General features: G+C 57.5%; 15 protein-coding genes. 13 read left to right on the forward strand and 2 right to left on the reverse strand.

What is annotated here, in order from left to right:
- Positions 1 to 92: 92 nt before the first annotated feature.
- From HW932_RS13525 to HW932_RS13550, 6 genes are all read left to right on the forward strand, one after another.
- Positions 93 to 824, forward strand: a complete 732-nt coding sequence (locus HW932_RS13525) for a cephalosporin hydroxylase family protein (RefSeq protein WP_176977026.1) — start codon at positions 93 to 95, stop codon at positions 822 to 824.
- A gap of 96 nt (positions 825 to 920) precedes the next feature.
- A complete protein-coding gene (locus tag HW932_RS13530; RefSeq protein ID WP_176977027.1) occupies positions 921 to 1,820 on the forward strand; it encodes a radical SAM/SPASM domain-containing protein in 900 nt (299 codons plus the stop codon).
- Between the two features lie 5 nt (positions 1,821 to 1,825).
- On the forward strand, positions 1,826 to 3,688 hold the full coding sequence (locus HW932_RS13535) for an O-linked N-acetylglucosamine transferase, SPINDLY family protein (protein WP_176977028.1): 1,863 nt from the start codon (positions 1,826 to 1,828) through the stop codon (positions 3,686 to 3,688).
- Between the two features lie 17 nt (positions 3,689 to 3,705).
- On the forward strand, positions 3,706 to 6,018 hold the full coding sequence (locus HW932_RS13540) for a tetratricopeptide repeat protein (RefSeq protein ID WP_176977029.1): 2,313 nt from the start codon (positions 3,706 to 3,708) through the stop codon (positions 6,016 to 6,018).
- Positions 6,019 to 6,045: 27 nt separating this feature from the next.
- The gene (locus tag HW932_RS13545; RefSeq protein WP_176977030.1) at positions 6,046 to 8,187 is read left to right on the forward strand and encodes an O-linked N-acetylglucosamine transferase, SPINDLY family protein; all 2,142 of its coding nucleotides are present in this window, start codon (positions 6,046 to 6,048) and stop codon (positions 8,185 to 8,187) included.
- 95 nt (positions 8,188 to 8,282) lie between these two features.
- Positions 8,283 to 8,777 (forward strand): hypothetical protein, encoded by a 495-nt coding sequence (locus HW932_RS13550; protein WP_176977031.1) that lies wholly within the window; start codon positions 8,283 to 8,285, stop codon positions 8,775 to 8,777.
- Here HW932_RS13550 and HW932_RS13555 read toward each other — a convergent pair.
- Positions 8,740 to 11,070 (reverse strand): tetratricopeptide repeat protein, encoded by a 2,331-nt coding sequence (locus HW932_RS13555; RefSeq protein WP_246296829.1) that lies wholly within the window; start codon positions 11,068 to 11,070, stop codon positions 8,740 to 8,742. The genes HW932_RS13550 and HW932_RS13555 overlap by 38 nt on opposite strands.
- A gap of 503 nt (positions 11,071 to 11,573) precedes the next feature.
- Between HW932_RS13555 and HW932_RS13560 the strand changes: the two genes are divergently transcribed.
- Together HW932_RS13560 and HW932_RS13565 are read left to right on the forward strand one after the other, a co-directional pair.
- Entirely contained in the window at positions 11,574 to 13,133 is a 1,560-nt protein-coding gene (locus HW932_RS13560; RefSeq protein ID WP_176977032.1) for an ATP-binding protein, read from the forward strand.
- A gap of 125 nt (positions 13,134 to 13,258) precedes the next feature.
- Positions 13,259 to 14,818 carry an ATP-binding protein gene (locus HW932_RS13565; RefSeq protein ID WP_176977033.1) on the forward strand — a complete coding sequence of 520 codons (1,560 nt, stop codon included), beginning with the start codon at positions 13,259 to 13,261 and terminating at the stop codon, positions 14,816 to 14,818.
- On the opposite strand, the gene HW932_RS13570 is transcribed toward HW932_RS13565, so the two are convergent.
- Positions 14,811 to 15,230 (reverse strand): pepsin/retropepsin-like aspartic protease family protein, encoded by a 420-nt coding sequence (locus tag HW932_RS13570; RefSeq protein ID WP_176977034.1) that lies wholly within the window; start codon positions 15,228 to 15,230, stop codon positions 14,811 to 14,813. The genes HW932_RS13565 and HW932_RS13570 overlap by 8 nt on opposite strands.
- A gap of 241 nt (positions 15,231 to 15,471) precedes the next feature.
- On the opposite strand from HW932_RS13570, the gene HW932_RS22030 reads away from it, so the two are divergent.
- The 5 genes from HW932_RS22030 to hrpA all read left to right on the forward strand — a co-directional run bounded on the left by HW932_RS22030 (position 15,472) and on the right by hrpA (position 25,185).
- Entirely contained in the window at positions 15,472 to 17,586 is a 2,115-nt protein-coding gene (locus tag HW932_RS22030) for a flagellin N-terminal helical domain-containing protein (RefSeq protein WP_176977035.1), read from the forward strand.
- Between the two features lie 181 nt (positions 17,587 to 17,767).
- Positions 17,768 to 18,133: a flagellar protein FlaG gene (locus HW932_RS13580; protein ID WP_246296831.1), complete on the forward strand. Its 366-nt coding sequence runs from the start codon at positions 17,768 to 17,770 to the stop codon at positions 18,131 to 18,133.
- Between the two features lie 82 nt (positions 18,134 to 18,215).
- The gene (fliD, locus tag HW932_RS13585) at positions 18,216 to 20,261 is read left to right on the forward strand and encodes a flagellar filament capping protein FliD (protein WP_176977037.1); all 2,046 of its coding nucleotides are present in this window, start codon (positions 18,216 to 18,218) and stop codon (positions 20,259 to 20,261) included.
- A gap of 220 nt (positions 20,262 to 20,481) precedes the next feature.
- On the forward strand, positions 20,482 to 20,883 hold the full coding sequence (gene fliS, locus HW932_RS13590; RefSeq protein WP_176977038.1) for a flagellar export chaperone FliS: 402 nt from the start codon (positions 20,482 to 20,484) through the stop codon (positions 20,881 to 20,883).
- 336 nt (positions 20,884 to 21,219) lie between these two features.
- Complete coding sequence (gene hrpA, locus HW932_RS13595; RefSeq protein WP_176977039.1) at positions 21,220 to 25,185, forward strand: ATP-dependent RNA helicase HrpA; 3,966 nt, start codon at positions 21,220 to 21,222, stop codon at positions 25,183 to 25,185.
- Positions 25,186 to 25,190: the final 5 nt, after the last annotated feature.

A 25,190-nucleotide genomic window follows, 5' to 3' on the forward strand; every position in this document is an offset into this window, starting at 1 on the left:
AACTAAACTGACTGACAACTACCGCAATGAGGGGACGGTCGGAATCCGTTTCGAAGTTTTCCCGTGGTGTAATATCTAAAGGTTTTTAACTGATGAGCTCCGAATACTTCCCCAAATCTTATCCAATTGCCGAAAAAACCAAAAAGCTTGGTCAGTTGTTTTTAAATGATCTTGCGCATTCAAAATATTACTATAATTTTTGCTGGCAAGGAATACCTATTATTCAATATCCTCAAGATATTATTGCTTTGCAAATGATTATTTGGGAAACAAAACCGAGCTTAATTATAGAAACTGGATTTGCCAAGGGCGGAAGCGCAATATTATATTCTTTTCTTATGTCTGCTTATCTTGAAAAACCTAAAGTCATATCAATAGACATTGATTTTAGAGATGAAAGTTTATCTAGGTTTTATTTAAACAAATATTCTAGTTTTGTCGACCTCGTTTCAGGCTCATCAGTTGATTGTAAAATTTTTGACTTAGTGAAATCAAAAATCAAATTAGACGATAAAGTTATGGTGGTATTGGATTCCGATCATACTCATAGCCATGTTTTGCAAGAATTAAATTTTTATTCTGATCTAGTTACTGAAAATTGTTATTTAGTTGTGCTAGATACTGGAATAGAAGATATGCCAAATAAGTTTTTTTTCGACAGATTGTGGGGAAAAGGCAATAATCCAAAAACTGCTGTATTAGAGTTTTTAGAAAAAAGAAAAGATTTTATTGTAGATAAAAAAATCGAAGAGTCTGTTGTTATTACTTCAGCGCCTTCCGGATTTCTTCGGAAAATTTCTTCGGCAAAATCCGAATTCGGCTGAAACTATATTTTTTTATAAGTCGGGGTCTATTTGTATAGAATTTTTTGCATTTTGAACACTCACTTGTTTTATTAATTTATCACGAGGGTTGTCTGCATGATTTTTCCAAAAAATTTGATGATAGAAATTGTTTCTGGACTATGTCCTTCTCGTTGCATAATGTGCAATATAGAAAAATCCTTGACGAAAGGAGTAATGAGTAATGAAAAATTCACTGCAATTTTAGAAAAATTTTATCCTTATAAAGAAAAGCTTTTATATACAACCTTGCAGGGATTAGGAGAACCTTTGTTAGACAAAAACATAGTAAAAAAAGTACAAATAGCAAAAAAAATGGGATTTCCTAGTATTGGTTTTTCAACTTCAGCAGTGAATCTTGATTACAATTTAGCCCTGAATTTAATTCAATCGAAACTAGATACAATTATTTTTTCTGTTGATGGATTATGTGCAGAAACTCACGAATCTATCAGAATAGGAACTGATTTTAACAAAATTAAAAATAATATTGATAATTTTATTATGTTAAGAAATGATTTAGGAAAAACAAAAATTATTGTTAGAATGATTTTGCAAGAAAAAAACGCTCATGAATGGCCGGATTACCAAACATATTGGCTAAATGCTTTGAACAAAAAGTTTGGCGATCAAGTTAGTGCATTTAATGTTCATAACTTTGATTCTGAAAAAAACAAAGAAATAGCAGAAAATTTAAAAGATTTATCTAAAAAAAAATCTGTAATTTGCTCGGAAATTTATGAAAGATTTGTTGTCCGCGTCAATGGAAATGTTAGCCTTTGCTGTGTAGATGATTTTAATTGGTATGACCTGGGCAATGTTTTAAATGAAGATCCTATAAGTATATATAATAGAGGTTGGTTTTTGCATTACAGAAAAAAAATGAATGAATCTAAAATTTACGAGCTTCCTTATTGTTCTAGTTGCTCTGCTTTGAAATGCTTTCAAGATAAAGTTTATTTAAATATTGCGAAGTAAATTTTATGAAGAAAATAATTCTCGCTCGTCAAAATGTTATTCTGAAATTGATCTCTGAAAAAAAAAATCATGATGCTGAAATTGCTGCGAGAAGTTTTATTTTAAAACATCCAGAAAATGATTTTGGATGGAAAGCTCTTGGTGCTCTTTTGTTTTTTCGTGGCGAATTCCAAGAATCTCTTGACTTTTTGCTAAAAGCTGTTTCTATCAATAACAAAGACCCAGAATGTCTTAACGCGTTAGGCAACACGCTTATGCAGCTAGGTCGCATAAAAGAATCTTTAGATTGTTTTGATCGAGCATTAGAAATAAATTCAAATTGCGCATCCGCACACAACGGAAAAGGTCTTATTTTAAGTAGATTAAAACGCACTGAAGAAGCAATTGAATCGTTTAGAAAATCATTGAAATTACAACCAAATCAGATTGAGCCTTATTATAATTTAGGCGTTTTTTTAATAGGTTTGGGTCGTATAGATGAAGGAATTGAACTTAATCGTCATGCATTAGAGCTTAATCCAAATTGCATTGAGGCTTTGAATAATCTAGCTATGGCATCGCAAGATCTTTGCAAGCTTGATGAGGCTTTATATTTTTATGAACAAGCCATCAATTTGGAGCCGCAAAATAAATCTATCTGCTCTAATCGTTTATTTGTCTTGAATTATCATCCAACCAAATCAAAAAAAGAAATTTTTTCTTATTATCAAGATTTTGATAACAAATTCGGTATTTGTTATCAAAAAAATTGGCATTTACATAAAAACACTCCTAACTTAAATCGACGTTTACATATTGGATATTTTTCACCAGATTTTTGCATTCATTCAACACGGCATTCGATTGAGCCAATATTTGAAAATCACAATCACGATCAGTTTAAAATCACTGCTTACGCCGAGCAAATTAGCACAGATTTTATGACGGCACGCTATCGTAAATTAGTTGACTGCTGGATAAACACAAATGGGTTGACAGATGAAGCACTTTCTCAACGTATTCAAGATGATCAAATTGATATTTTAGTGGATTTGGCTGGTCACACTGCTAATAACCGCTTAGGTGTCTTTGCAAGACGTCCAGCGCCGATCTCAGTAACATGGATGGGTTACGGTTATACTACCGGTTTAAGTGCTATAGATTATTTTTTAACTGACACAGTTACTGTTCCTCCAGAGGAGGAAAAAATATTTTCTGAAAAGATTTGGTATTTAGATACCCCGGCAGGAATTTATCGTCCCAGTAATCATATGGGAGAAACCAATAAATTACCTGCTTTGCAGAAAAAGTTTATCACTTTTGGAGCTCTTACGCGAGGAATTCGTATTAATTTTCGCGTTATTCGTGTCTGGTCGGAAATTTTACGAAAAATCCCTAAATCTCGTTTAATTATTAATAGCAAATCTTTTGTCACTTCTTTTGCAAAAAATAAATTAATTGAGCAATTTGTCGAGCATGGCATTGAGCGAGAACGCTTGGAAATTGGCTACAACACTCCGCCTTGGGATATTTTAAGAAATATGGATATTGGACTTGATTGCTTCCCACATAATTCAGGAACCACGCTTCACGAAACACTTTATATGGGAGTGCCTTTTATAACTTTAGCCGATCGCCCAAGCGTTGGTCGTATTGGAAGCTCTATCTTAACCGGCATTGGACACCCAGAGTGGATAGCTAATACCGAAAAAGAGTATGTAGATAAAGCTATTATGTTAGCAGACGACTTAAATCGTTTAGCTGAAATTCGTAAAAATTTACGCTTCGACTTCGAATCTAGTCCCTGGCGTGATGAAAAAGGTTTTACCCAGCGTCTTGAAAAAGCTTATCGCGAAATGTGGAAAATTTGGTGTAATAATAATTTCTGATTTCGAAAAAATTGCAAATGTTAAACATTGACTTTCATAGTGATGGCCAATCAAAAAATCCTGCTATTAATCATCAAAAATTGATAGCATATATTCACTCTGGCCAGTTAAGTCAAGCCGAGCAGATGGCGTATAATTTGATTTTGCTTGACCAGGCTGATTTTTTTGCACATAAAATTTATGGCAGTTTACTTGTGCAAAGTGAACGTTATCAAGAAGCAATCGCATCTCTTGAACAAGCATACACATTAAAACCTGAAGATACTGAAATACTTAATAATTTAGGGCAAGCGTACTACAAATTAGAGCAATTTGATGAAGCGCTCAAATATTATAACTCAGCATTAGCTCAGCGATCTGATTTTGCAGAATGCTTGAATAATAAAGGTATGGTTCTTCATGCTTTAGGTCGCTTGAATGAAGCAATAGATATTTATGATCGCGCTATTATTCTGCGCCCAAAATACCTTAAAGCACATAACAATCGTGGCGCTGTCCTGCGTGACCTTAAGCGTTATCAGGAAGCACTAGCCAGTCATGATCGAGCACTTGCGATTGAACCCCAAAATGCTGAAGCGCATAGTCTTTGCGGTATGGTTTTTCAGCAGCTTGGGCAATTGCATGAAGCTTTAGCTTGTCAATTGCGTGCCTTAGCCATTCAGCCGAATAATCCAGGTATTTGGGTGACTTTAGGACTGATATTAAGTGCTAAAGGAATGTTGACTCAAGCCTTGATTGCTTTCGATCAAGCACTGGCCCTTAATCCACGATTATCTGAAGCGATTAACAATCGTGGTTTAATTCTTCGAGCACTTGGACGCCTCTCGGAAGCTAGAGCGTGTTTCGAGAAAGCACTAATATTTAAACCTTGTTCTGTCGAAGCGCTTAACAATCTAGCTATTTTACAGCACCAACAGGGACAACTCGACTCAGCGTTAGAAACACTGAATAAAGCGCTGACATTTAATCCAAACCACGTTTCAGCACTCATCAACCGCAGTACCGTATTACGGGATATGGGGCAACTGGATACGGCGCTATCCGATCTAGCGCAGGCCCAAACCTTTGAGCCGGATTCGGTCATAGCTTGTTCAAATGCACTCTTCATCCTGAACTACCATCCTGACCATTCAGCCGAGACGATCTTCGACGCCTACCGAGAATTCGACCGACGCTTCGGCCAGCCGCATCGCGCCGCCTGGCTGCCCCATCCCAACCGCCCCGATCCCGAGCGACGCTTGCGTCTCGGCTATGTCTCGCCGGACTTTCGGGGCCATTCCGCCTGCCATGCTCTTGAACCGCTGCTGACACACCATGATCGCGCCCACTTCGAGCTCACCGCCTATGCCGAGCTGACTCAGGAAGATGCGCTGACGGCCGTCTATCGCCGGCTGGTCGACCACTGGGTGCCGACGCGCGGTCTGAGCGATGATGAACTGGCGGCCCGCATCCGCGCCGACGGTATCGATATTCTGGTCGATCTCGCCGGCCATACCGCCAACAACCGCCTCGGCGTCTTTGCCCGACGACCGGCGCCGGTGTCGGTGACCTGGATGGGCTATGGCTCTACCACGGGGCTGAGCGCGATCGATTATTTTCTCGCCGATGCGACCCTCGCCCCCGAAGGCAGCGAAGCCTTGTTTGCCGAGCAACCCTGGCGTTTGGATCGACCACTGGCCATCCATCGTCCGGTGCCCGAGATGGGTGAGGTCAGCCCGCTACCGGCGCATCGGCGCGGTTATGTCACCTTCGGAACGCTGACGCGCCATGTGCGGATCAACCACCGCACCCTGCGCACCTGGGCGACGATCCTGCAACGCCTCCCCGGATCGCGACTGGTCATCGACAGCAAGGATTTTGCCGCCCCGTCCATGCAACAGCGCCTGACCGAGCGCTTCGAGGCGCTGGGCATCGCCCCCGAGCGACTGGAGATCGGCTATCACAGCCCGCCCTGGGACGTGCTGCGCGGCATCGATATCGGACTCGATTGCTTCCCCCACAATTCCGGCGTCACGCTCTACGAAACCCTCTACATGGGCCTGCCCTTCATTACCCTCGCCGATCGCCCCAGTGTCGGACGCATCGGCAGTACCATCCTCACCGCACTCGGGCATCCGGAGTGGATCGCCGCCTCGGAAACCGACTATGTCGAACGCGCCCTGGCCCTGGCCGCCGACCTCGACCGGCTGGCGGCTCTGCGCGCCGGTCTGCGCGCTGAGATGGAACATTCACCCATCCGCGATGAGGGCGGATTCGTCCGCAGTCTGGAGCGCGCCTATCGACGCATGTGGCAACTATGGTGCCGAACGTCGATACGTCACAACAGTTGACTGAATTGAAATCCCAGGGAATTTGAGATGGCCAATGACGCTCTACCCACGGAACAAGCGGACGCTTTGCTCACACTCTTCGAGCAAGGCCGCTATGCGGAAGCGGAGATCAGCGCACGCCTACGGATAGAACGCTATCCTGACGATGCCTTCGGCTGGAAAATTCTGGGGGCCATCCTGGCGGCGCTACAGCGTTCTCAGGAAGCCGTCGCGAGTCTAAAAAAAGCGCTGGATCTCACGCCCACCGACGCGGAAGTTCTGAATACACTGGGGGCCGCCCTAGAGGATTCGGGGCGACTGGAAGAAGCGGGTTCCTATTATGCCAAAGCGGCTCGTCAAGCGCCTGGTTTCGTCGCCGCTTTCTATAACCTGGCCAAGTTGCTTCAGCGACTGGGGCGTCTTGAGGACGCACGCTTCTACTATGAACACGCGCTAAAAATCCACCCGACACATCGCAAATCGCTCAACAATCTGGGTTCCTTATTACGCGACCTGAATCGCACCGATGAAGCGCTGAACTGTTATCGACAGACACTGGCGCTCGACCCCAATCAGCCGCAAGCGCTCACCAACCTGGGTAATCTGCTGCTCGATCTAGGCCAACTGGACGAAGCACTGGACTGCCAACGACGCGCCATCGAGCTTCAACCTGGACACCCCGAAATTCTCTGCAATCTCGGCAATGTTTTGCAGCACCTGGGGCAATTGGATGAAGCTCTGGCCGTTTATCAACAGTCCATGACGATTCTCGGACGCCCAACAGCCAGCCGGCCTTCGCAACAGGCTAAGCAGCAGCTGGCAAACCTACTTCAGTTGGATCACCCCGAGATCCTGACCATGCAGGGCAATACTCAGCAAACCCTTGGTCATCTCGATGCCGCCGAGCAGCTCTACCGTCGCGCGCTGACGCTCGACGCAACGGATGCCTCCATCTACAGCAAATTGCTGTTTACGCTGAATTACCATCCTGATCATTCAGCCGAGACGATCTTCGAAGCCTACCGAGAATTCGACCGACGCTTCGGCATCCCGCATCGCGCTGCCTGGCTGCCGCATCCCAACCGCCCCGATCCTGAGCGACGCTTGCGTCTCGGCTATGTCTCGCCGGATTTTCGGGGTCATTCCGCCTGCCATGCTCTTGAACCGCTGCTGACACACCATGATCGCGCCCACTTCGAACTCACCGCCTATGCCGAGCTGGCTCAGGAAGATGCGCTGACGGCAGTCTATCGCCGACTGGTCGACCACTGGGTGCCGACGCGCGGTCTGAGCGATGATGAACTGGCTGCACGCATCCGCGCCGACGGTATCGATATCCTGGTCGATCTCGCCGGCCATACCGCCAACAACCGCCTCGGCGTCTTTGCCCGACGACCGGCACCGGTATCGGTGACCTGGATGGGCTATGGCTCTACCACGGGCCTGAGCGCGATCGATTATTTTCTCGCCGATGCGACCCTCGTCCCCGAAGGCAGCGAAGCCTTGTTTGCCGAGCAACCCTGGCGTCTGGATCGACCGCTGGCCATCCATCGTCCGGTGCCCGAGATGGGCGAGGTCAGCCCGCTACCGGCGCATCGGCGCGGTTATGTCACCTTCGGAACCCTGACGCGCCATGTGCGGATCAACCACCGCACCCTGCGCACCTGGTCAGCGATCCTGCAACGCCTCCCCGGATCGCGACTGGTCATCGACAGCAAGGATTTTGCCGCCCCGTCTATGCAACAACGCCTGGCCGAGCGCTTCGAGGCGCTGGGCATCGCCCCCGAGCGACTGGAGATCGGCTATCACAGCCCGCCCTGGGACGTGCTGCGCGGCATCGACATCGGACTCGATTGCTTCCCCCACAATTCCGGCGTCACGCTGTACGAAACCCTCTACATGGGCCTGCCCTTCATTACCCTCGCCGATCGCCCCAGTGTCGGACGCATCGGCAGTACCATCCTCACCGCCCTCGGGCATCCCGAGTGGATCGCCACGTCGGAAACCGACTATGTCGAACGCGCCCTGGCCCTGGCCGCCGACCTCGACCGGCTGGCGGCCCTGCGCGCCGGTCTGCGCACCGCCATGGAACACTCGCCCATCCGCGATGAGGGCGGATTCGTCCGCAGTCTCGAGCGCGCCTATCGACGCATGTGGCAACTATGGTGCCGAACGTCGACGATGCCCTGATTCGAATCCTTCCGATCAAGCCTTGTATTTCCGAGTCGAAGCGGACAGGATGAATGCACCGGACCTCATCCGTTTCCCAACGAGAGTCTTTGACCATGAATCAACGCCGCTGGCCCACGCAACTCGCCGCCTATCCCTATGCCCAGCCGCTGCTGATCGGCTGGCAGATCGCCGATCGCGAACGCGATGTCTACTGGAACGACTACGAGCCGGCGCTCGAAGCCTATCTCTCTGCGCAGGACGACAGCCTGACGGACGAGGAACGCCAGAGCCTGCTCCTGACTAGCCGCGATGGTTTTCAGGCACTTGCCGCCAAGGGCGACCGACACATCGGCACTAGTCTGGCCCTGATCCGAATCCACTCCGAACTCGGCGAGCTGGAAGCCGTGGTGTATGCCATCGAACAACTGCTTGACATCATGCCCTGGATGGCCGAGCGGCTGCCGGATGAGCTTGAGATCCATATCAATCGCCCCTTTCTGGCTCCGCTTGCCGACTTCGATCACACTCAGGTCTTCGAGGGCGATCTGGGCAACTGGATCCAGTCCGGCATCATGGCTGCTCTGGAAGCCGCCGATCGCGCTGCATAGGCGACGTCGCCGCTTTTCGCACCCAGAATTGATACATCCCAGCAAAGGTCTTGGGGTGTTCCTGTTCGAACCGGTGCCAATGCTCCAGATTGGTCGCCGACGGATCGTCTGGAAAACGCTCGGCATAGCGCGCCATGACTCGCTGATCAAGGATGAATCCCACCAGACTCAGTTCCAGCTCGTGCAGCACGTCGGCCAGTTGCGGCAGCGTGAAGCGCTGCTCGCTGACATGGAACAGCAAATCGCGGCATCCGCTGAGGCTATAGAAATCAGCGCTTCGGGTCAGATGCCCATCATTGGACGCATCGCACTGCTGGAGCAATTGTTGCCGAAACGCGCGTATCTGTGTGGCGCTCGGTTGTCGGCCCTCGCGTGCAATCTGCTCGCGCACCCTGACTATGTCACGACGAGCCCATTCGCTATAGAGCCCGATCGACATGAAACCGTCGGGACGCAGACGCGCGAGTAACGCCTTCCAGCCGGCGACGGGATCTTGCAGATGATGCAGCACTCCCACCGACTCGATCAGGTCGAAGGATTCGTCGAGTTCGTCCAGTCGCAGGATATCGGCCTGGGCATATCGGATGTTCGTCACGCCCAACTCGCACGTTTTGCGTTGCGCATAGGCGAGACTGCTCAACGACAGATCGACGGCCAGAATCCGTGCCTCGGGATAGCGCCGGGCGATTTCGAGCGAATGCAACCCCGTGCCGCAACCTGCCACCAGAATCGAGACTTCGCTGTCTTGTTTTATTGGTGCCTGAAGGTGCGCATTGGGAAATTGTTGGCGGATATAGGCGGCGATGGTCGGGGCCGGAGGAACGATCCCGGCCCGCGTCCAGCGCGGATAGGGATGCTCCTCGTATTGCGCCCGCACCGCGACCGAGACGGAATCGGCGATCGCGATCAGACACGGCATGGCGCGGCGATATTCCGCCTCCAGCAACGGCTCGCGCACCTGTTCGATCAGCACCGTCATGACCTGCTTGGACCAGTCGTGCTCCAGTAGCCGGGCAGGCTCCGGCAACGTCAGCAACGGTCGATAGGCCGCCAGCACGAGCAGATACGGCTCTGCGATCGACGCCTGTTGGCGTAGCGCTAGCGACAACGCTCCATGCAGCGCCTCGACGCGCGCTGTTTCCGGATCGCTCTCCACCCAGACGTAATCATTGAGATGGCATTGCCGCGCCAGCGCCGCCGACAGCTGCCGCGCCGTTGCATCGAACAGCCGCGTCGCTCCGTTCAGCGCCACCGCCTCCAGCAGTGCGCGCCGAACCTGGGTCAACAGCCGCTCCAGATCGGCATAGGCGATCGAGCAGGTTTCCAGTAGCCCCATCAGCAAGTCATCGTCGGCCAGCCGGACCAGTCCGGTCGTGCCGAACAGATCCGCCGCCGTCAGCGTCTCACCCCGGTCGAGACTGGCGAGCGTGGACTCGATGAGCGGATTCAGACGGATGAAACTGATGCATGTGGCCATGAGCTCATGCGGACGACACCATGACTCGCGCAACGCCTGAACCAGCCGTGCGCGAATCTCGGGGCGATCCTGCGTGAAAGTCAGCCGCTTGAGACAGTGCGCATACTGGCTCTTGGCCAGGGGCCAGTCGGGTTTCAGGTCCAGAGCGCGGCCATAGTGCGCAAGCGACTCCTCGAAGCGCCCCAGATCGCGCAGCACGGAGCCTAGGTTGTGATGCGCCTCGGCAAAATCCGGTTTGAGTTCGATGGCGTGCGCATAGGCCGCGAGCGCCGCCTCCGGACGTCCGAGCGCCTTGAGTGCATGCCCCTGATCGTTGTGAGCACTGGCCGAGTCCGGCTGCAAGATCAGCGCCCGGTCGAGACAGGCCGACGCCTCATCGGCCCGTCCGAGTTGCACCAGGACATTGCCGCGATTGATGAGTGCGCTGACGTAATCCGGGCGCAGACTCAGAGCGCGCTCGATCATGTCCAGGGCGGCATCGAGCTGTCCCAGATCCTGAAGCGTCTTGCCCAGGCTGTTGAGCGATTCGCTGTCGCGCGGATTGAGCTTGAGCGCCTGTTGCAGCGCGGGCAGCGCCTCGCGTTGACGGTCGCAGGCCAACAGCAACGTTCCCAGCGCCTTCCAACTGAAGGCGGCCTTGGGATAGCGTCGGGTGAAATCGCGCGCCATCGCCTCGCCCTCGCTCAGACGTCCGGCGTTGAACAGCGCCACCAGAGCGTCCTGCTCGGTCGTGGATAGGCCGGATGAGCCGGCGGCGCGGCGCATTCCAGGACGGCTCGGGACATGCGAACCGGGTGGTCGGTTATTCTTGCGCATGGCTGGAGAAAGCGTTTGACGATGGATCGAAGCATTCTAGCCGTGATCGCGGCCTTACCCTAGAATCCAGGCAATCCCTATCGTCGAACACCCAACAGTCCCTGCCGTCAACTACCCCGCCCTGAAGGGCGGAGCTTGTGAGAGCAAGCTGGGTTGACCAGCCTCAGCCCGCCTGACCAGGACGGTCGAAAGGGGCTACGTATGCAACAGGTCGCTAAGACTCACCGGCGGATGCTTCCTCAGTCCGCCGCTCTGAAAGGTCGAGATCATGCAGGCGAAAGGTAAAGCGTCGAAGGTTTTGATCGCCGCGCAAGCGGGAGCCGGTTGCACACATTGGCGAGGGGAGCGTGTCGCGTCGTGAGACGCCGCACCGTCACCAGGCCCTTACGGGCAGAGCCTCACGGCCCGGCAGGTGGAAAGCCTGCACCTGTTTCCGGCGGCTGCACTGTCGTAGCCGCTATCCCTCACCGCTCTGAAGGACGGGGTTTCTCGCGGAGGAACTGATGACATCGCCGCGCCGCAAACTGCCCATCGGCATCCAGACCTTCCGCGAGATCCGCGAGGAGGACTGCTATTACGTCGACAAGACGCCGCTGATCGGGCGCCTGATCGATGAAGGCAAATACTATTTCCTCTCGCGCCCGCGCCGTTTCGGAAAGTCGCTGTTGATCGACACCATCGCCGAGCTGTTCGCCGGCAATGAGACGCTGTTTCGCGGCCTGTTCATCCACGAACGCTGGGACTGGTCGCGCCGTGCACCGGTCGTGCGTCTGAATTTTACCGAGGGCGTGTTGGAGAATCGCGCGGATCTCGACGCCAAGATCGATGAGCAGCTGGAAGAGAACGAACGGCGTCTGGGCGTCCATGAGCCGGGGCACAGCCGCTCTGGGCGATTCTCGGGGCTGATCCGCGCCGCCCATGCCGCCACGGGCGAGCGGGTGGTGGTCCTGGTCGACGAGTACGACAAGCCGATTCTGGACAATCTGATCCGTCCCGATGCGGCAGGCACGATCCGCGCCGGTTTGCGCGACCTGTACTCCGTCATCAAGGCTCAGGACGCCCATATCCGCTTCGCCTTGATCACCGGGGTCTCGAAGTTCAGCAAGGTGAGCATTTTCTCGGGGCTGAACAATCTGAACGACATCACGGTCTCGCCGGAGTACTCGGCCCTCTGCGGCTATACCGATCATGATCTGGATTCCGTGTTTGCGCCCGAGCTGCCGGGTCTGGACCGCGACGAGATCCGCCGCTGGTACAACGGCTACAACTGGACCGGCGAGGCGGTCTATAACCCCTTCGACGTGCTGTTGCTGTTCCAGAAGCGCCAATTTCGCCCCTGGTGGTTCGAGACGGGGACACCGAGTTTTCTGGTCGATCTCCTGAGCCGGCGCGGCTACTTCACCCCGGATCTGGCGCGACGCCAGACCAGTCTGGAGCTGCTCTCCAGTTTCGATGTCGAGCACATCGACAGCGACGCCCTGCTGTGGCAGACCGGCTATCTGACCTTCCACGCCGTCGAACAGCCGCTGACCGGCTATTGGGTCTACACCCTCGGCTATCCCAATCACGAGGTTGAGACCAGTCTGAATGCCGCGCTGCTGATCGGCTATGGCGTCGATGGACAGCGTGCCTTCGCCAATCGGCTGCGGCTGCTCCAGTTGCTCCAGGCCGGTGACACAAGCGGACTGCGCACGCTGTTCGAGGCGTTTTTCGCCGGCATCCCGAACGACTGGCATCGCGCCAATCCGATTGCGCGCTACGAAGGCTATTACGCCAGTGTGTTCTATTCCTACTTCGCGGCGTTGGGGCTGGACATCCGGCTGGAGGACGCCAGCCGTCAGGGGCGGCTCGACATGGCGCTACGCTTTCAGTGTGCGGTGTGGCTGTTTGAGTTCAAGGTGGTTGAGCTGGAACCGGAGGGCCGGGCGCTGGCGCAGATCAAGGCGCGCGGCTATGCCGATAAGTACCGCGCCGAACACCACGGCGGGCCGATCCATCTGATCGGGGTCGAATTCTCGCGCGAGACGCGCGCCGTGGTCGGGTTCGAGGTCGAGACCCTGTAGAGAGTAGAGAGACGGGCATTGCGCGATTATACGGAGCGTTTCGCTCGACATCTGGAGTCGGCTTTCTGCGGGATGTGGTTGCGCTACACTGGGATACCAATGAACACTCACCCGCTACACACCGCATGACCCAACCCCGTCGCCAACTCCCCATCGGTATCCAAACCTTCGCCAAGATCCGCGAGGGCGAGTATTATTATGTCGACAAGACACCGGCGGCCTGGCGTCTGGCGCAAACCTCAGGCTATTACTTCCTCTCGCGTCCGCGCCGCTTCGGCAAGAGCCTCTTTCTCGACACCCTGAAGGAACTCTTCGAGGGCAACGAGCCGCTGTTTCGCGGCCTGGACATCCATCCGCGCTGGGACTGGAGCACACGCCATGCCGTGATCCACATCAGCTTCGGCGCCGGGGTACTCCAGACGCGGGCGGAACTGGATCGGCGGATTCTCGATATTCTGCGCGTCAATCAGGAGCGCCTTGGGCTGACGTGTCCGGATTCCCAGGATGTCGCCGGCTGTTTCGCCGAGCTGATCCGGCTGGCACATGCGCACACCGGCCGAAGGGTGGCGGTCCTGATCGACGAATACGACAAGCCGATCCTCGACAACATCGCCGATTCCGACACCGCGCTCGTCATGCGCGAGGGACTCAAAAACCTCTATTCGGTCATCAAGGACGCCGACGCCCATCTGCGTTTCGTCTTCCTGACCGGGGTGTCGAAGTTCAGCAAGGTCAGTCTGTTTTCGGGGCTGAACAACCTGGAGGACATCACGCTGACTCCGGCCTATTCCGCCCTCTGCGGCTATACCGACGCTGATGTCGATACCGTTTTCGCTCCCGAACTCGACGGACTCGACCGCGACGAGATCCGCCGCTGGTACAACGGCTACAACTGGACCGGCGAGTCGGTGTACAACCCCTTCAATCTGCTGCTGCTGTTCCGCAACCGCCGCTTTCAACCCTGGTGGTTCGAGACCGGCACCCCGGCCTTTCTGGTCAAGTTACTCGCCCGAAACGGCTTTTTTACCCCCGATCTGGCGCGCCTGCGCACCGGCCTGGAGATCCTCTCCACCTTCGATGTGGACCGCATCGCCCCGGAGGCGCTGCTGTTCCAGACCGGCTATCTCACCATCCACAAGGCCGAAGAGCCGCTGCTGGGGCATTGGGTCTACACCCTGGGCTACCCCAATCACGAGGTCGCCTCCAGCCTCAATGCCGCGCTGCTGAGCGAATACACCGACGACCCCAGCCGCAGCTTTGCACACCGTCTGCGCCTGCTCGATCTGCTTCAGGCCAATGACCTCGCCGGTCTGAAGGCGCTGTTTCAGTCCTTTTTCGCCGGCATCCCCAGCGACTGGTATCGCAACAATCCGATCGCCCGTTACGAAGGCTATTACGCCAGCGTTTTCTACAGCTATTTCGCCGCCCTGGGGCTGGAGATCCGGCTGGAGGATGCGACCAATTGGGGACGGATCGATATGACGGTACTGTTCAACGGCCACATCTATCTGTTTGAATTCAAAGTAGTCGAGCTGGCGCCGAAAGGACTCGCCCTGCAGCAGATCAAAGATCGGGGCTATGCCGATAAGTATCGAACCGAGGGCGGCCTGATCCATCTGATCGGGGTCGAGTTCTCGCGCGAGACGCGCACTGTGGTCGGGTTTGAGGTCGAGACGCTTACTTGAGTTTGAGCAACGGCAGATTCGGCGATTCAGGGCGTGGTCCAAGGGAGCGGCGTGCGCAATCGACGATCAGATCCAGTTCTTCCAGCACCAACTGACCGAGCAACGGCTCGCACAGCGGCGGGCCGATGACGCAATCCGTGACCATGGTGCGCCCAAGAACGGTCACTTCCAGGCCGCGTGCGGTCGGCAACTCCTCGCGGCGATCATCGGCGTAGGTCACGATGACCCGTCCACCGCGCGCCAGACCGAGTTTTCCGACCTCATCGGCCGGCAACAACATCATCACGGCGCCGGTGTCCACCAGACAGTCGAGTTCGCTGGTCGGCAACCGCTCCACATCCCCACCGCCGCGCTCGGCCAGCGCGACATCGACGAAATTGCGCAATCTGGCCTTGACTCTGACTTCACCCATCGTCGGTCTCCGGAAAACAGCATCGACGCTTCAATCGCAATGAGGATAGCATGGCGCCGGCCGTCGATATCGCCCTCTGAGCGCGGCCCTATGAAGCGTGATCGATGTCACAATCGGCGTGGTACAACGGCTCAAGGTTTCATCCGACTGGCCGATACCCAAGTCGGATCGAAGCGATTAAAACCAAGGCAGCGCTGGTGTTCAGCCGTCGGCCTGGGTCAACACAGACAGGAGAACAGTCATGGCAATGGTCATCAACACCAACGTGATGTCGCTGAATGCACAGCGGAATCTCACCAAATCCCAGGGCGCCCTGGGGCAGTCGATGGAACGTTTGAGCAGCGGTCTGCGCATCAACTCGGCCAAGGACGACGCCGCCGGCTCGGCCATCGCCAGCCGCCTGACCTCGCAGATCCGCGGTTTCGACCAGTCGGTGCGCAACGCCAACGACGGTATCTCGCTGGTGCAGACCGCCGAGGGGGCGCTGAGCGAGTCATCCAACATCCTGCAACGCATGCGCGAGCTGGCCGTGCAATCGGCCAACGGCACCTACACCTCCGGCAACCGCACAACGCTCAACGCCGAGACCCAGCAGTTGATCAAGGAGCTGGATCGCATCTCCGAGAGCACTAATTTCAATGGACTCAACCTGCTCGATGGCTCAGCGCAGGAGGTCAAGCTGCAAGTCGGCGCCGAGGCCAATCAGACCATCAGCGTTGAGATCGGTGCCATGAACTCCTCGTCACTCGGCATCGAAAAAACGGCCGGTGTAGGGTCTGTGGGCCGGATCGGAACAGGTACGACGGCGGCCCTAGCGACAACTGCTGTCAAGCAATTGGGCACCGGTGATCTGGTGATCAACGGTATCGCCATCGACGCCGCCGTTGCGGCCTCCGATACCGCTTCCTCGGCGGGCAAGGCGGCGAGTGCGATTTCGACCGCTGCAGCCATCAATGCCAAAACGGATCAAACCGGCGTTTCGGCGGTCGTGGGCGAGACACAGATAGGCGGATCATCTATGACCGCTGGTGCAACCTCTGGAACCATTGAACTGAATGGCGTGAGTATTTCGCTGAATACCACCGGTGATGCCGCGACCACGCGCTCGGCGATCATACGGGATATCAATCTGAAGTCCGAACAGACCGGCGTCACAGCCATTGATACCGGGACCGATAATGGCGGCATCACCCTGAGCGCTGCCGATGGGCGCAACATCGTACTGACAAACAGTACAGGCGGATTGACTGCAGCTAATACCGGTCTCGGTTTTGCCGGTGGCGCTACTACGACGGCTCTTGCCACAGGCACTGTGACTCTGGTCTCTGAGGGCAACAAGCCCATCACCATCAGCTCGGGTGCGACCGGCGATGCAACCGATGTCGGATTTGCCGAAGGCACCTACAATGGTTCTCAGGTTCAGGTCAGCTCGAACCTCGGCACCAATACCACAGCGATGGCGGCTGGCAATGTGCTCGTCAACGGCGTCTCGGTCGGACCGTCTTACGCCACTGACGATACGGCTTCTATGGCTGGCACCGAAGCCTACAGCGCTATTGCCAAGGCAGCGGCTTTCAATGCAGTCTCCGACAAGACCGGCGTCACAGCCGTAGTCAATGCGAACATCGCGACAAATAATTCGTCTCAGGGCATTGGCTCCTCGGCGGTCAGCGGCAGCATCAATGGCGTCGCCATTACAGGCTTTACGACGGTTGCCGGTGCTGAAAATACCAGCCTTAATCGTCAGTCGCTCGTGAATGCCATCAATGCCATCGCCGATCAGACCGGCGTGCGGGCGATCGATACCGGCGAGGATGCGTCCACCAGTGGCGGCGGCGTGCAGCTCATCGCCGAGGATGGGCGCAATATCGTGGCGAATCTCACCAATGGTATTGAGGCTGGATTCGGCAATGGTAATACTACCCATGTCGGTGAATTCACGCTGGTCTCCGACAAAGAAATCGTCATTACCCGCGGCACCAATGCCGATATTTCGAACTCCGGCTTCACTGTCGGCGAGTATGGCGGCGGCGAAAACGGCCAGTCGCTCAAGAACGTCGATATTTCCACAGCAGAAGGCGCCAACAAGGCCATCGTGGCCATCGACAACGCCCTGGAGAAGGTCAACAACGTCCGCTCCGACCTGGGTGCCGTCAACAACCGGCTGGACTTCACCATCAACAACCTGACCAGCATCTCGCAGAACGCCTCGGCCTCGCGCTCGCGCATCGAGGATGCGGACTTCGCGCTCGAAACCTCGAAGCTCTCGCGCTCGCAGGTGTTGACACAGGCCAGCCAGGCGATGCTCGCCCAGGCCAACTCAGCGCCACAGCAGGTACTGTCACTCCTGCGCTAAACTCATAGCCAGTTAAGTGACGGATGCGGGCGGCACTCCGGACGGAGTCCGCCCGCTCAAACCAGGAGACACAGCGATGGCCGGCGATCCCATGAGTGTCAGCGGAGCGACACAACCCATTCAATCCACCGGAGCCACAGGCGCCCGAACGCCTTCGAGTTCCGAGATCCGTCCAAACGGCTTGCCGCCGCCCGGCAACCGCACCGACGCCATACAGGGCAACGCCGCACGCTCGGCGACCCGCCTCGACTCCGGTCAACCGGGCCGAACCGACGACACCAACAGCGACCCGTCCCAAGGCGTGGCCGCCACCGACACCGCCATGGTCGAAAAGCTCACCGAAGCGGTCGACAAAATCAACAACATGATGCAGCAGGGAAAGCAAATGCTGACCTTCCAGCTCGACGACGACTCCGGACGCATGGTGGTCCGTGTGATCGACTCCCAGAGCAAGGAAGTCGTCCGCCAGATCCCGAGCGAAGAGACGCTCAACTTCGCCAAGTACGTCGACGGGCTGGCAGGACTGATTTTCAACAAAAAGGCCTGAACCGCGTTCCCCCGCATCCGGGGATGATGTCGATGGACGTGGTTAGGCGGGGCGGATTCCGCACGACACTGGAGCAACAGCCATGGCCGACAACATCATCAGCACACTCGGCGCCGGTTCAGGCATCGACATCAAGAATCTCGTCACCCAACTGACCTCCGTCGAGCGCGCTCCGCAGGAACAGCGCCTGGATGCGCGCAAGGAGAAACTGGAGGCGCAGATCTCCGGCTATGGCCAGTTGCGCAGCGCCTTCGATACCTTCAAAGGCTCCCTGACGCCCCTGAGCAACGGCGACCTCTTCAACGCCCGCTCAGCCACCGTCCCCAACTCGGACGTCATCACCGCCAACAGCGTCGAGCCCGGCGCCCAGACCGGCTCCTACTCGATCGAGGTGCAGGAAGTCGCGCAAGCACAAACCCTGGCGATCGGTGGTGCGGCCCAGACCGACCCCAAAGCGGCGCTCGGCGCCTCCGGTTCCATGACCATTCGCTTCGGTGCCTGGACCGATGCCGACGGCAATCCTCAACCCTTTGCCGCCAATGCCGATCGAACGGCGCTGACGCTCGATGTCGGCAGCACCGATTCGCTCCAGGACATCGCCGCCAAGATCAACGCCGCCGACTCCGGCGTGCAGGCCGCCGTGATCAAGGTCGACGACCAATACCAACTGACGCTGACCGCCGACTCGGGCCGCAACAACGCCATGGAGATCAGCACCAGCGGCACGAATCTGGAGGCCTTCTCCTTCAAAGACGGCGCCCTCAACGCCACCCAGACCCAAACCGCCCAGGATGCCGAACTCAAGGTCAACGGACTTGCCGTCACCCGCGAGAGCAACGAGATCGACGACCTCATCGAAGGCTTCTCCTTCACAGTCAACAAGAAGGGCGCCGCCGGCGAGAGCCTGAACTTCTCGATCACCGCCGACAAGACAGCGCCCGATCAGGCGATTCGTGATTTCGTCGAAGCCTACAACAGCTTCCAGAAGACCACCCAGGAACTGGTCGGCTATACCCGCGACGAGGACGACAATCTGGTGCGTGGCGGTCTCGCCGGCGACAGCACGGCGCGGACCATGATCAACCGGATGCGCGAACAGATCGGGGGCATGCTTCCGGGCGCCCAGGGCGGCTTCACGGCCCTGACAAACCTCGGCATTCGCACCGAGCGCGACGGCTCGCTCACGATCAACGAAACTGACTTCAAAAACGCTTTCGACAACAACTTCAACCTGCTCGAAGGCCTGTTCGCGAGCAAGATGAGCTCGACCAACAGCGCCGTCGAGGTCAAGGCCGGCACCTTCGCCTCGCGCGCCGCCGCCGGTACCTATGACGTCGAGATCACCCAGGATCCGACACGCGGCCAGATCGCCGGCAACGCCCTGACCCACGACTTCACCGCACCGCTGGATGCCTCGGACCCGGCCGCCGACTACAGCTTCAGCATCAATGTCGACGGCGCCAATTCGGGTCTGATCAAGCTCACCGGTACCTACGCGAATGCCGATGAACTGCGCGCCGACCTTCAGGCCCGCATCAACGGCGATTCCAGTCTGAAGGCGGCCGGCGTCGCCGTGGACGTCGAGTACGATACCGGCACCAACCAGTTCAATTTCGTCTCGCGCGAATACGGTTCGATCTCAAAGGTGAGCTTCACGTCGGCGAGCACCCAGATGGCCGAACTGGGGATCGAGACCGCGCTGACCGGAACCCAGGGCCTGGATGTCAAGGGCACCATCAATGGCGTGGAAGGCTTCGGCGCTGGAAACGTCCTGCTGCCGGCCGTCGACTCACCCGCCTATGGCCTGAACCTGACCGTCGGCGCGGGCGCAACCGCCCAGGGCAAGTTCCAGATCAGCTTCTCGCGCGGCATCGCCGGCGAACTGGCCAACATGATCGACAACTTCATCGGCAGCACGGGTTCGATCAAGACCCGGGAATCCAGCATCCAGAAGCAGCTCGACGGCATCAAGGAAGAGCGCAGCGCACTCGACCGGCGCATGGAGGGTTTTCAGGCGCGACTCATGTCCCAATTCATGGCCATGGAGAACATCGTCAGCAGCCTGAAGGATACCGGCAGCCAGCTGGACGGCATCAACGACCGCCTGCCCTTCACCGCCTCGAATTGAGGCAGGCGCCTTCAGACGCCCCGGAGTGGCTCCAGATCCCTCCGGGGTGAATGCGAACCCGATCACAATTCACCGACCGCCCTGCCTCAAGAAATCCGACTCCGTGTCGTTACAGTCCCCAAGAGCGCAGCCAACCCAGGAAGACACCGGATCACCGGGTTGGAACACTCCCCCACTTTCAACGACCGACAGAGTCATCCAGTATTCGTCGAGGTAGGCCATGTACGCGATGCGCAGAGAACTGAACCAATACCGTCAAGCCGGTCCGATCGCCGAGATCGCCGTGGCCGATCCCCATCGCCTGACGCAGATGCTGTTCGAGGGCGCGCTGGAGCGCATCGCCGTGGCACGCGGCGCCATGACCCAGGGCAATGTCCCGCTCAAGGGCCAGAAGATCGGTCAGGCCATGGACATCATCGGCGAGCTGCGCGGTGCGCTCGACCTCGAACGCGGCGGCGAGCTGGCGGCCAATCTGGATTCGCTCTACGACTACATGATCCGCCGTCTGGTGGCCGGCAACGCCCGCAACGATCCCGCCGCACTGGAAGAAGTCTCGATCCTGCTGCGCGAAGTCAAGGCCGGCTGGGACGCCATCCCCGAGCAGATGCGCAAAGCCTCCTGAACTCAGTTTTTTCCGGCTCGTCTCCATCGCGGCTGCAAGCGACTCCAAAACTTGGAGTAAAAACAGACAGCTTGCAGCCGCAAACCGTATGGATGTAATTGGCCGGATGCTTACCCCCGGCCAGACTCGGTCACGATTGCCATTGAAGCATCCGCTCGTTATCCTGTCGGCCATTCCGCTTCACCCCATCCGACTGAGGAATCACCTGCCAGTGTTAACGCGCTGGTGCACGGCTTTCGGTCGGCGACATCTTTGCACAGTGCGCCAGCGAATCGACCTGTTGAAAACGGTGCGTACGCATGAAGCAATGAATCGAGTAGTCTAAAGATCGGCTTCATGGATCTACCAAATGACCAGGACATCGCGGGCTGTCTGATCCGCGACCGTCACTCCATCCAGTCACGTCTGCGCAATCTGCACCGGCGCGCGCGTGCTGGCCAGCCCATCGACGAGGGACTGGCCAAGCTCTGGGCCTGTATCCAGGCCTCACAAGCCGTGGTCGCCCAGCGTCAGGCACTGGCGCCCCCCCGGATCGACTATCCGCCGGAACTGCCGGTCAGCGAGCGGCGCGACGAGGTCGCCGAGTTGATCGAGCGCCATCAGGTGATCGTGCTCTGCGGCGAGACCGGCTCGGGCAAGTCGACCCAGTTGCCCAAGCTATGTCTGGATCTGGGACGCGGACGTTTCGGGCGCATCGGCCATACGCAGCCGCGACGGATCGCCGCGCGCAGTCTGGCCAGCCGTGTGGCGCAGGAGCTGGGCGTCGAGAACGGCGGACTGGTCGGCTACAAGGTCCGCTTCCACGATCGCGTGCGCCCCGAGACGGCGATCAAGCTGATGACCGACGGGATGCTCCTGGCCGAGATCCAGCAGGACCGCTGGCTCAACGAGTACGACACCCTCATCATCGACGAGGCCCACGAGCGCGGGCTGAACATCGACTTCCTGCTCGGCTATCTCAAGGGCCTGCTGCCGCGACGGCCCGATCTCAAGCTGATCGTGACCTCGGCGACCATCGATCCTGAGCGTTTCGCGCGTCATTTCGCCGACAGCGAGCGGCGCCCGGCGCCCATCATCGAGATCTCGGGCCGGACCTATCCGGTGGAGGTCCGTTACCGTCCGCCCGAGGAAGAGAGCGCCGCCGAGTGCGACGAGCCGATGCAGCGGGCGATCTCGGAGGCCGTCGAGGAGCTGGCGCGGGTCGGGCGCGGCGACGTGCTGGTGTTCCTCTCCGGCGAGCGCGAGATCCGCACCACCGCCGAGACGCTGCGCAAGCATCATCCGCCCTCGACCGAGATCCTGCCGCTGTTCGCCCGTCAGGGGCCGCAGGAGCAGGCGCGCATCTTCCAGCCGCACGGCACGCGCCGGGTGATCCTGGCCACCAATGTCGCCGAGACCTCGCTCACGGTGCCGGGCATCCATTACGTCGTCGATCCGGGCTTTGCGCGCATCAGTCGCTACAGCCACCGCACCAAGGTACAGCGATTGCCGGTCGAGCGCGTCTCGCAGGCCAGCGCCAATCAGCGCAAGGGGCGTTGCGGGCGTGTGGCGGCCGGTGTCTGCATCCGGCTCTACAGCGAGGACAATTTCAGCGCGCGCGCTGAGTTCACCGAGCCCGAGATCGCGCGCGCCAACCTGGCCGCCGTCATTTTGCAGATGAAGCTGCTCGGCTTCGGCGCCATCGAGCACTTTCCCTTCATCGACAAGCCGGATTCGCGGCTCATCAACGACGGCTATCGCACCCTGGAGGAACTCGGGGCGCTCGACGATCGGGGCGAGCTGACCACGCTCGGGCGCCAGCTCGCGCGCCTGCCGGTCGATCCGCGCATCGGACGCATGCTGCTGGCGGCCAGCGAGCATCAGTGTCTGGCCGAAATGCTGGTGATCGCCGCCGCGCTCAGCGTGCAGGATCCGCGCGAGCGGCCGCACGACAAACAGCAGGCCGCCGACGAGATCCATGCCAGCTTCAGCCATCCCGAGTCGGACTTCATCACTTTTCTCAACCTCTGGCACTTTCTCGACACAGAGCGCCATCAGCTCTCGCGCAACAAATTCGTCAAGCTCTGTCAGCGTCACTTCCTGTCCTGGAACCGGGTGCAGGAATGGCGCGACATCCAGGCCCAGTTGCGCGAACAGATGCTGGAGATGGGCTTCAAGGAATCGGCCGCGACCGCTTCCCAAGCGCCATCGCTCGATGCCGATGGCTACGAGAAGATCCACCGCGCCCTGCTGGCCGGTCTACTCGGCAACATCGGTTTCCGCGAGGCCGAGCGCGAGTTCCAGGGCGCGCGCAACAGCCGCTTCCTGATCCATCCGAGTTCCGCCCTGTTCGCCAAGCCGCCGAAATGGGTGATGGTGGCCGAGCGGGTCGAGACCACGCGCCAGTATGGGCGCATCGCCGCCGCCATCCAGCCGGGCTGGATCGAGCGCGCCGCCGGTCATCTGCTCCAGCGCAGTTATTCCGAACCACATTGGCAGGCCAAGTCCGGTCAGGTCGCGGCCTTCGAAAAGGTCACGCTGTTCGGCGTCACGCTGGCGCCCAAGCGGCGTGTCAACTATGGCCCGATCCATCCGGCCGAGGCGCGCGAGATCTTTCTGCGTTTCGCGCTCACCGAGGGGGATTTCGACACCCGCGCGCCCTTCTGGCGTCACAACCGCGAGCTGATCGAGTACGTCCAGCATCTGGAATCCAAGTCGCGACGGCGCGACATCCTGGTCGACGAGGAGGCCATCTACGCCTTCTATGCCGAGCGGGTGCCTTCCGGGATCTACTCGACGCCCCAGTTCGAGCGCTGGCTGCGTCAGGTCACGCGCCAGACGCCGCGCATTCTGCACATGCGCCTGAGCGATCTCATGCGCCATGAGGCGTCGGAGATCAGCGCGCAGTCCTTCCCCGATCAGCTCCAGGTGGGCGCCACCGCACTGCCGCTCGAATACCGCTTCGAGCCGGGCGCGGCGGCCGACGGCGTGACCCTGGTGGTGCCGCTGCCGCTGATCAATCAGGTCTCGCCCGACCGGCTCGACTGGCTGGTGCCGGGTCTGATCGAGGAGCGGATCACGGCCCTGCTGCGCGGTCTGCCCAAGACGCTGCGCAAAGCGTTCGTGCCGATCCCGGACACGGCCAAGCGGCTGGCGGCACGGCTCGTGCCGTCCGACCGGCCGCTGATCCAGGCGCTGGCCGAGGAGATCCGGGCCATGAGCGGCGTCCAGATCCCGGAGGACGCCTGGGATCAGTCGGTGATCCCGCCGCATCTGCGCATGAAGATCAGGCTGGTCGACGAGTCGGGGCAGGCGCTCGCCGTGGGCGACGATCCGCTGGCGCTCAAACGGCGGTTCGCGGCGCAGGGGACTCAGGGGTTCACCCGGATTCCGAGCGCCGATCTCGCGCTGGAACGCGAGGGCGTGACGCGCTGGACCTTCGGTGATCTGCCCGAGTCGGTGGATCTGACCCGCGCCGGGATCAAGCTACGCGGCTATCCGGCGCTGGTCGATCAGGGTGAGAGCGTGGCGATCCGGGTGCTCGACTCGGCGGATAACGCGACCGTCGCGCATCGGGCGGGACTGCGGCGGCTCATCATGCTGCATCTGGGCGCGGACATCCGCCAACTGCGCAAGCAACTGCCGGAGCTGGACCGGATGCGGTTGCAGTATGCCAAGGCGCCGGAGCCGTCTTCGCGGCCTGCTGATGCGTCTGCCGCTCCAGGCTCCAAGTCGGCTGATCTAGCCGACGAACTGGTCGCGCTCATCCTGGATCTGACCTTCATCGAAGATCAGCCGCCGATCCGCGCCCAAGCGGTGTTCGAGCAACGTCTGGCCGCGTGCAAGCCCCGGCTCTTTCCGACGGCCAACGCGGTCTGTCAGCTCATCGGGACGATCCTGGGCGAATACCAGGCACTGCGCAAACGTCTGGCCAACATCAACCAGGTCAACTGGATGCCCTCCGTGCTAGACATCCGCGATCAGCTCGACGCACTGGTGTTCCGGGGTTTTCCGCAGACCATCCCCTATGTCCATTTCAAAGAGTACCCGCGCTATCTCAAGGCGATCGGACAGCGCATCGAGCGTCTGGCCCATGCCCCTGATCGCGACCGGCGCTGGATGAGCGAGATGGCTGGAATCCAGTCACGCTGGCGCGAACGCGAGACGGCGGCGCGCACGGCCGGTCGTCAGGATCCGCGTCTGGACGAGATCCGCTGGCTGCTGGAGGAGCTGCGCGTCTCGCTCTTCGCCCAGTCGCTCGGGACGGCCTGTCCGGTGTCGGTCAAGCGCATCGAGACGCGGTGGAAGGAGCTGGGGCTGTGACATTC

Source organism: Allochromatium humboldtianum, from assembly GCF_013385175.1.
GTDB lineage: Bacteria > Pseudomonadota > Gammaproteobacteria > Chromatiales > Chromatiaceae > Thermochromatium > Thermochromatium humboldtianum.

Excerpts from the sequence above, each read along its gene's own strand:
- HW932_RS13525 (WP_176977026.1), top strand. The coding sequence starts at position 93 with ATGAGCTCCGAATACTTCCCCAAATCTTATCCAATTGCCGAAAAAACC.
- HW932_RS13530 (WP_176977027.1), top strand. The coding sequence starts at position 921 with ATGATTTTTCCAAAAAATTTGATGATAGAAATTGTTTCTGGACTATGT.
- HW932_RS13535 (WP_176977028.1), top strand. The coding sequence starts at position 1,826 with ATGAAGAAAATAATTCTCGCTCGTCAAAATGTTATTCTGAAATTGATC.
- HW932_RS13540 (WP_176977029.1), top strand. The coding sequence starts at position 3,706 with ATGTTAAACATTGACTTTCATAGTGATGGCCAATCAAAAAATCCTGCT.
- HW932_RS13545 (WP_176977030.1), top strand. The coding sequence starts at position 6,046 with ATGGCCAATGACGCTCTACCCACGGAACAAGCGGACGCTTTGCTCACA.
- HW932_RS13550 (WP_176977031.1), top strand. The coding sequence starts at position 8,283 with ATGAATCAACGCCGCTGGCCCACGCAACTCGCCGCCTATCCCTATGCC.
- HW932_RS13555 (WP_246296829.1), bottom strand. The coding sequence starts at position 11,070 with ATGCGCAAGAATAACCGACCACCCGGTTCGCATGTCCCGAGCCGTCCT.
- HW932_RS13560 (WP_176977032.1), top strand. The coding sequence starts at position 11,574 with ATGACATCGCCGCGCCGCAAACTGCCCATCGGCATCCAGACCTTCCGC.
- HW932_RS13565 (WP_176977033.1), top strand. The coding sequence starts at position 13,259 with ATGACCCAACCCCGTCGCCAACTCCCCATCGGTATCCAAACCTTCGCC.
- HW932_RS13570 (WP_176977034.1), bottom strand. The coding sequence starts at position 15,230 with ATGGGTGAAGTCAGAGTCAAGGCCAGATTGCGCAATTTCGTCGATGTC.
- HW932_RS22030 (WP_176977035.1), top strand. The coding sequence starts at position 15,472 with ATGGCAATGGTCATCAACACCAACGTGATGTCGCTGAATGCACAGCGG.
- fliD (WP_176977037.1), top strand. The coding sequence starts at position 18,216 with ATGGCCGACAACATCATCAGCACACTCGGCGCCGGTTCAGGCATCGAC.
- fliS (WP_176977038.1), top strand. The coding sequence starts at position 20,482 with ATGTACGCGATGCGCAGAGAACTGAACCAATACCGTCAAGCCGGTCCG.
- hrpA (WP_176977039.1), top strand. The coding sequence starts at position 21,220 with ATGGATCTACCAAATGACCAGGACATCGCGGGCTGTCTGATCCGCGAC.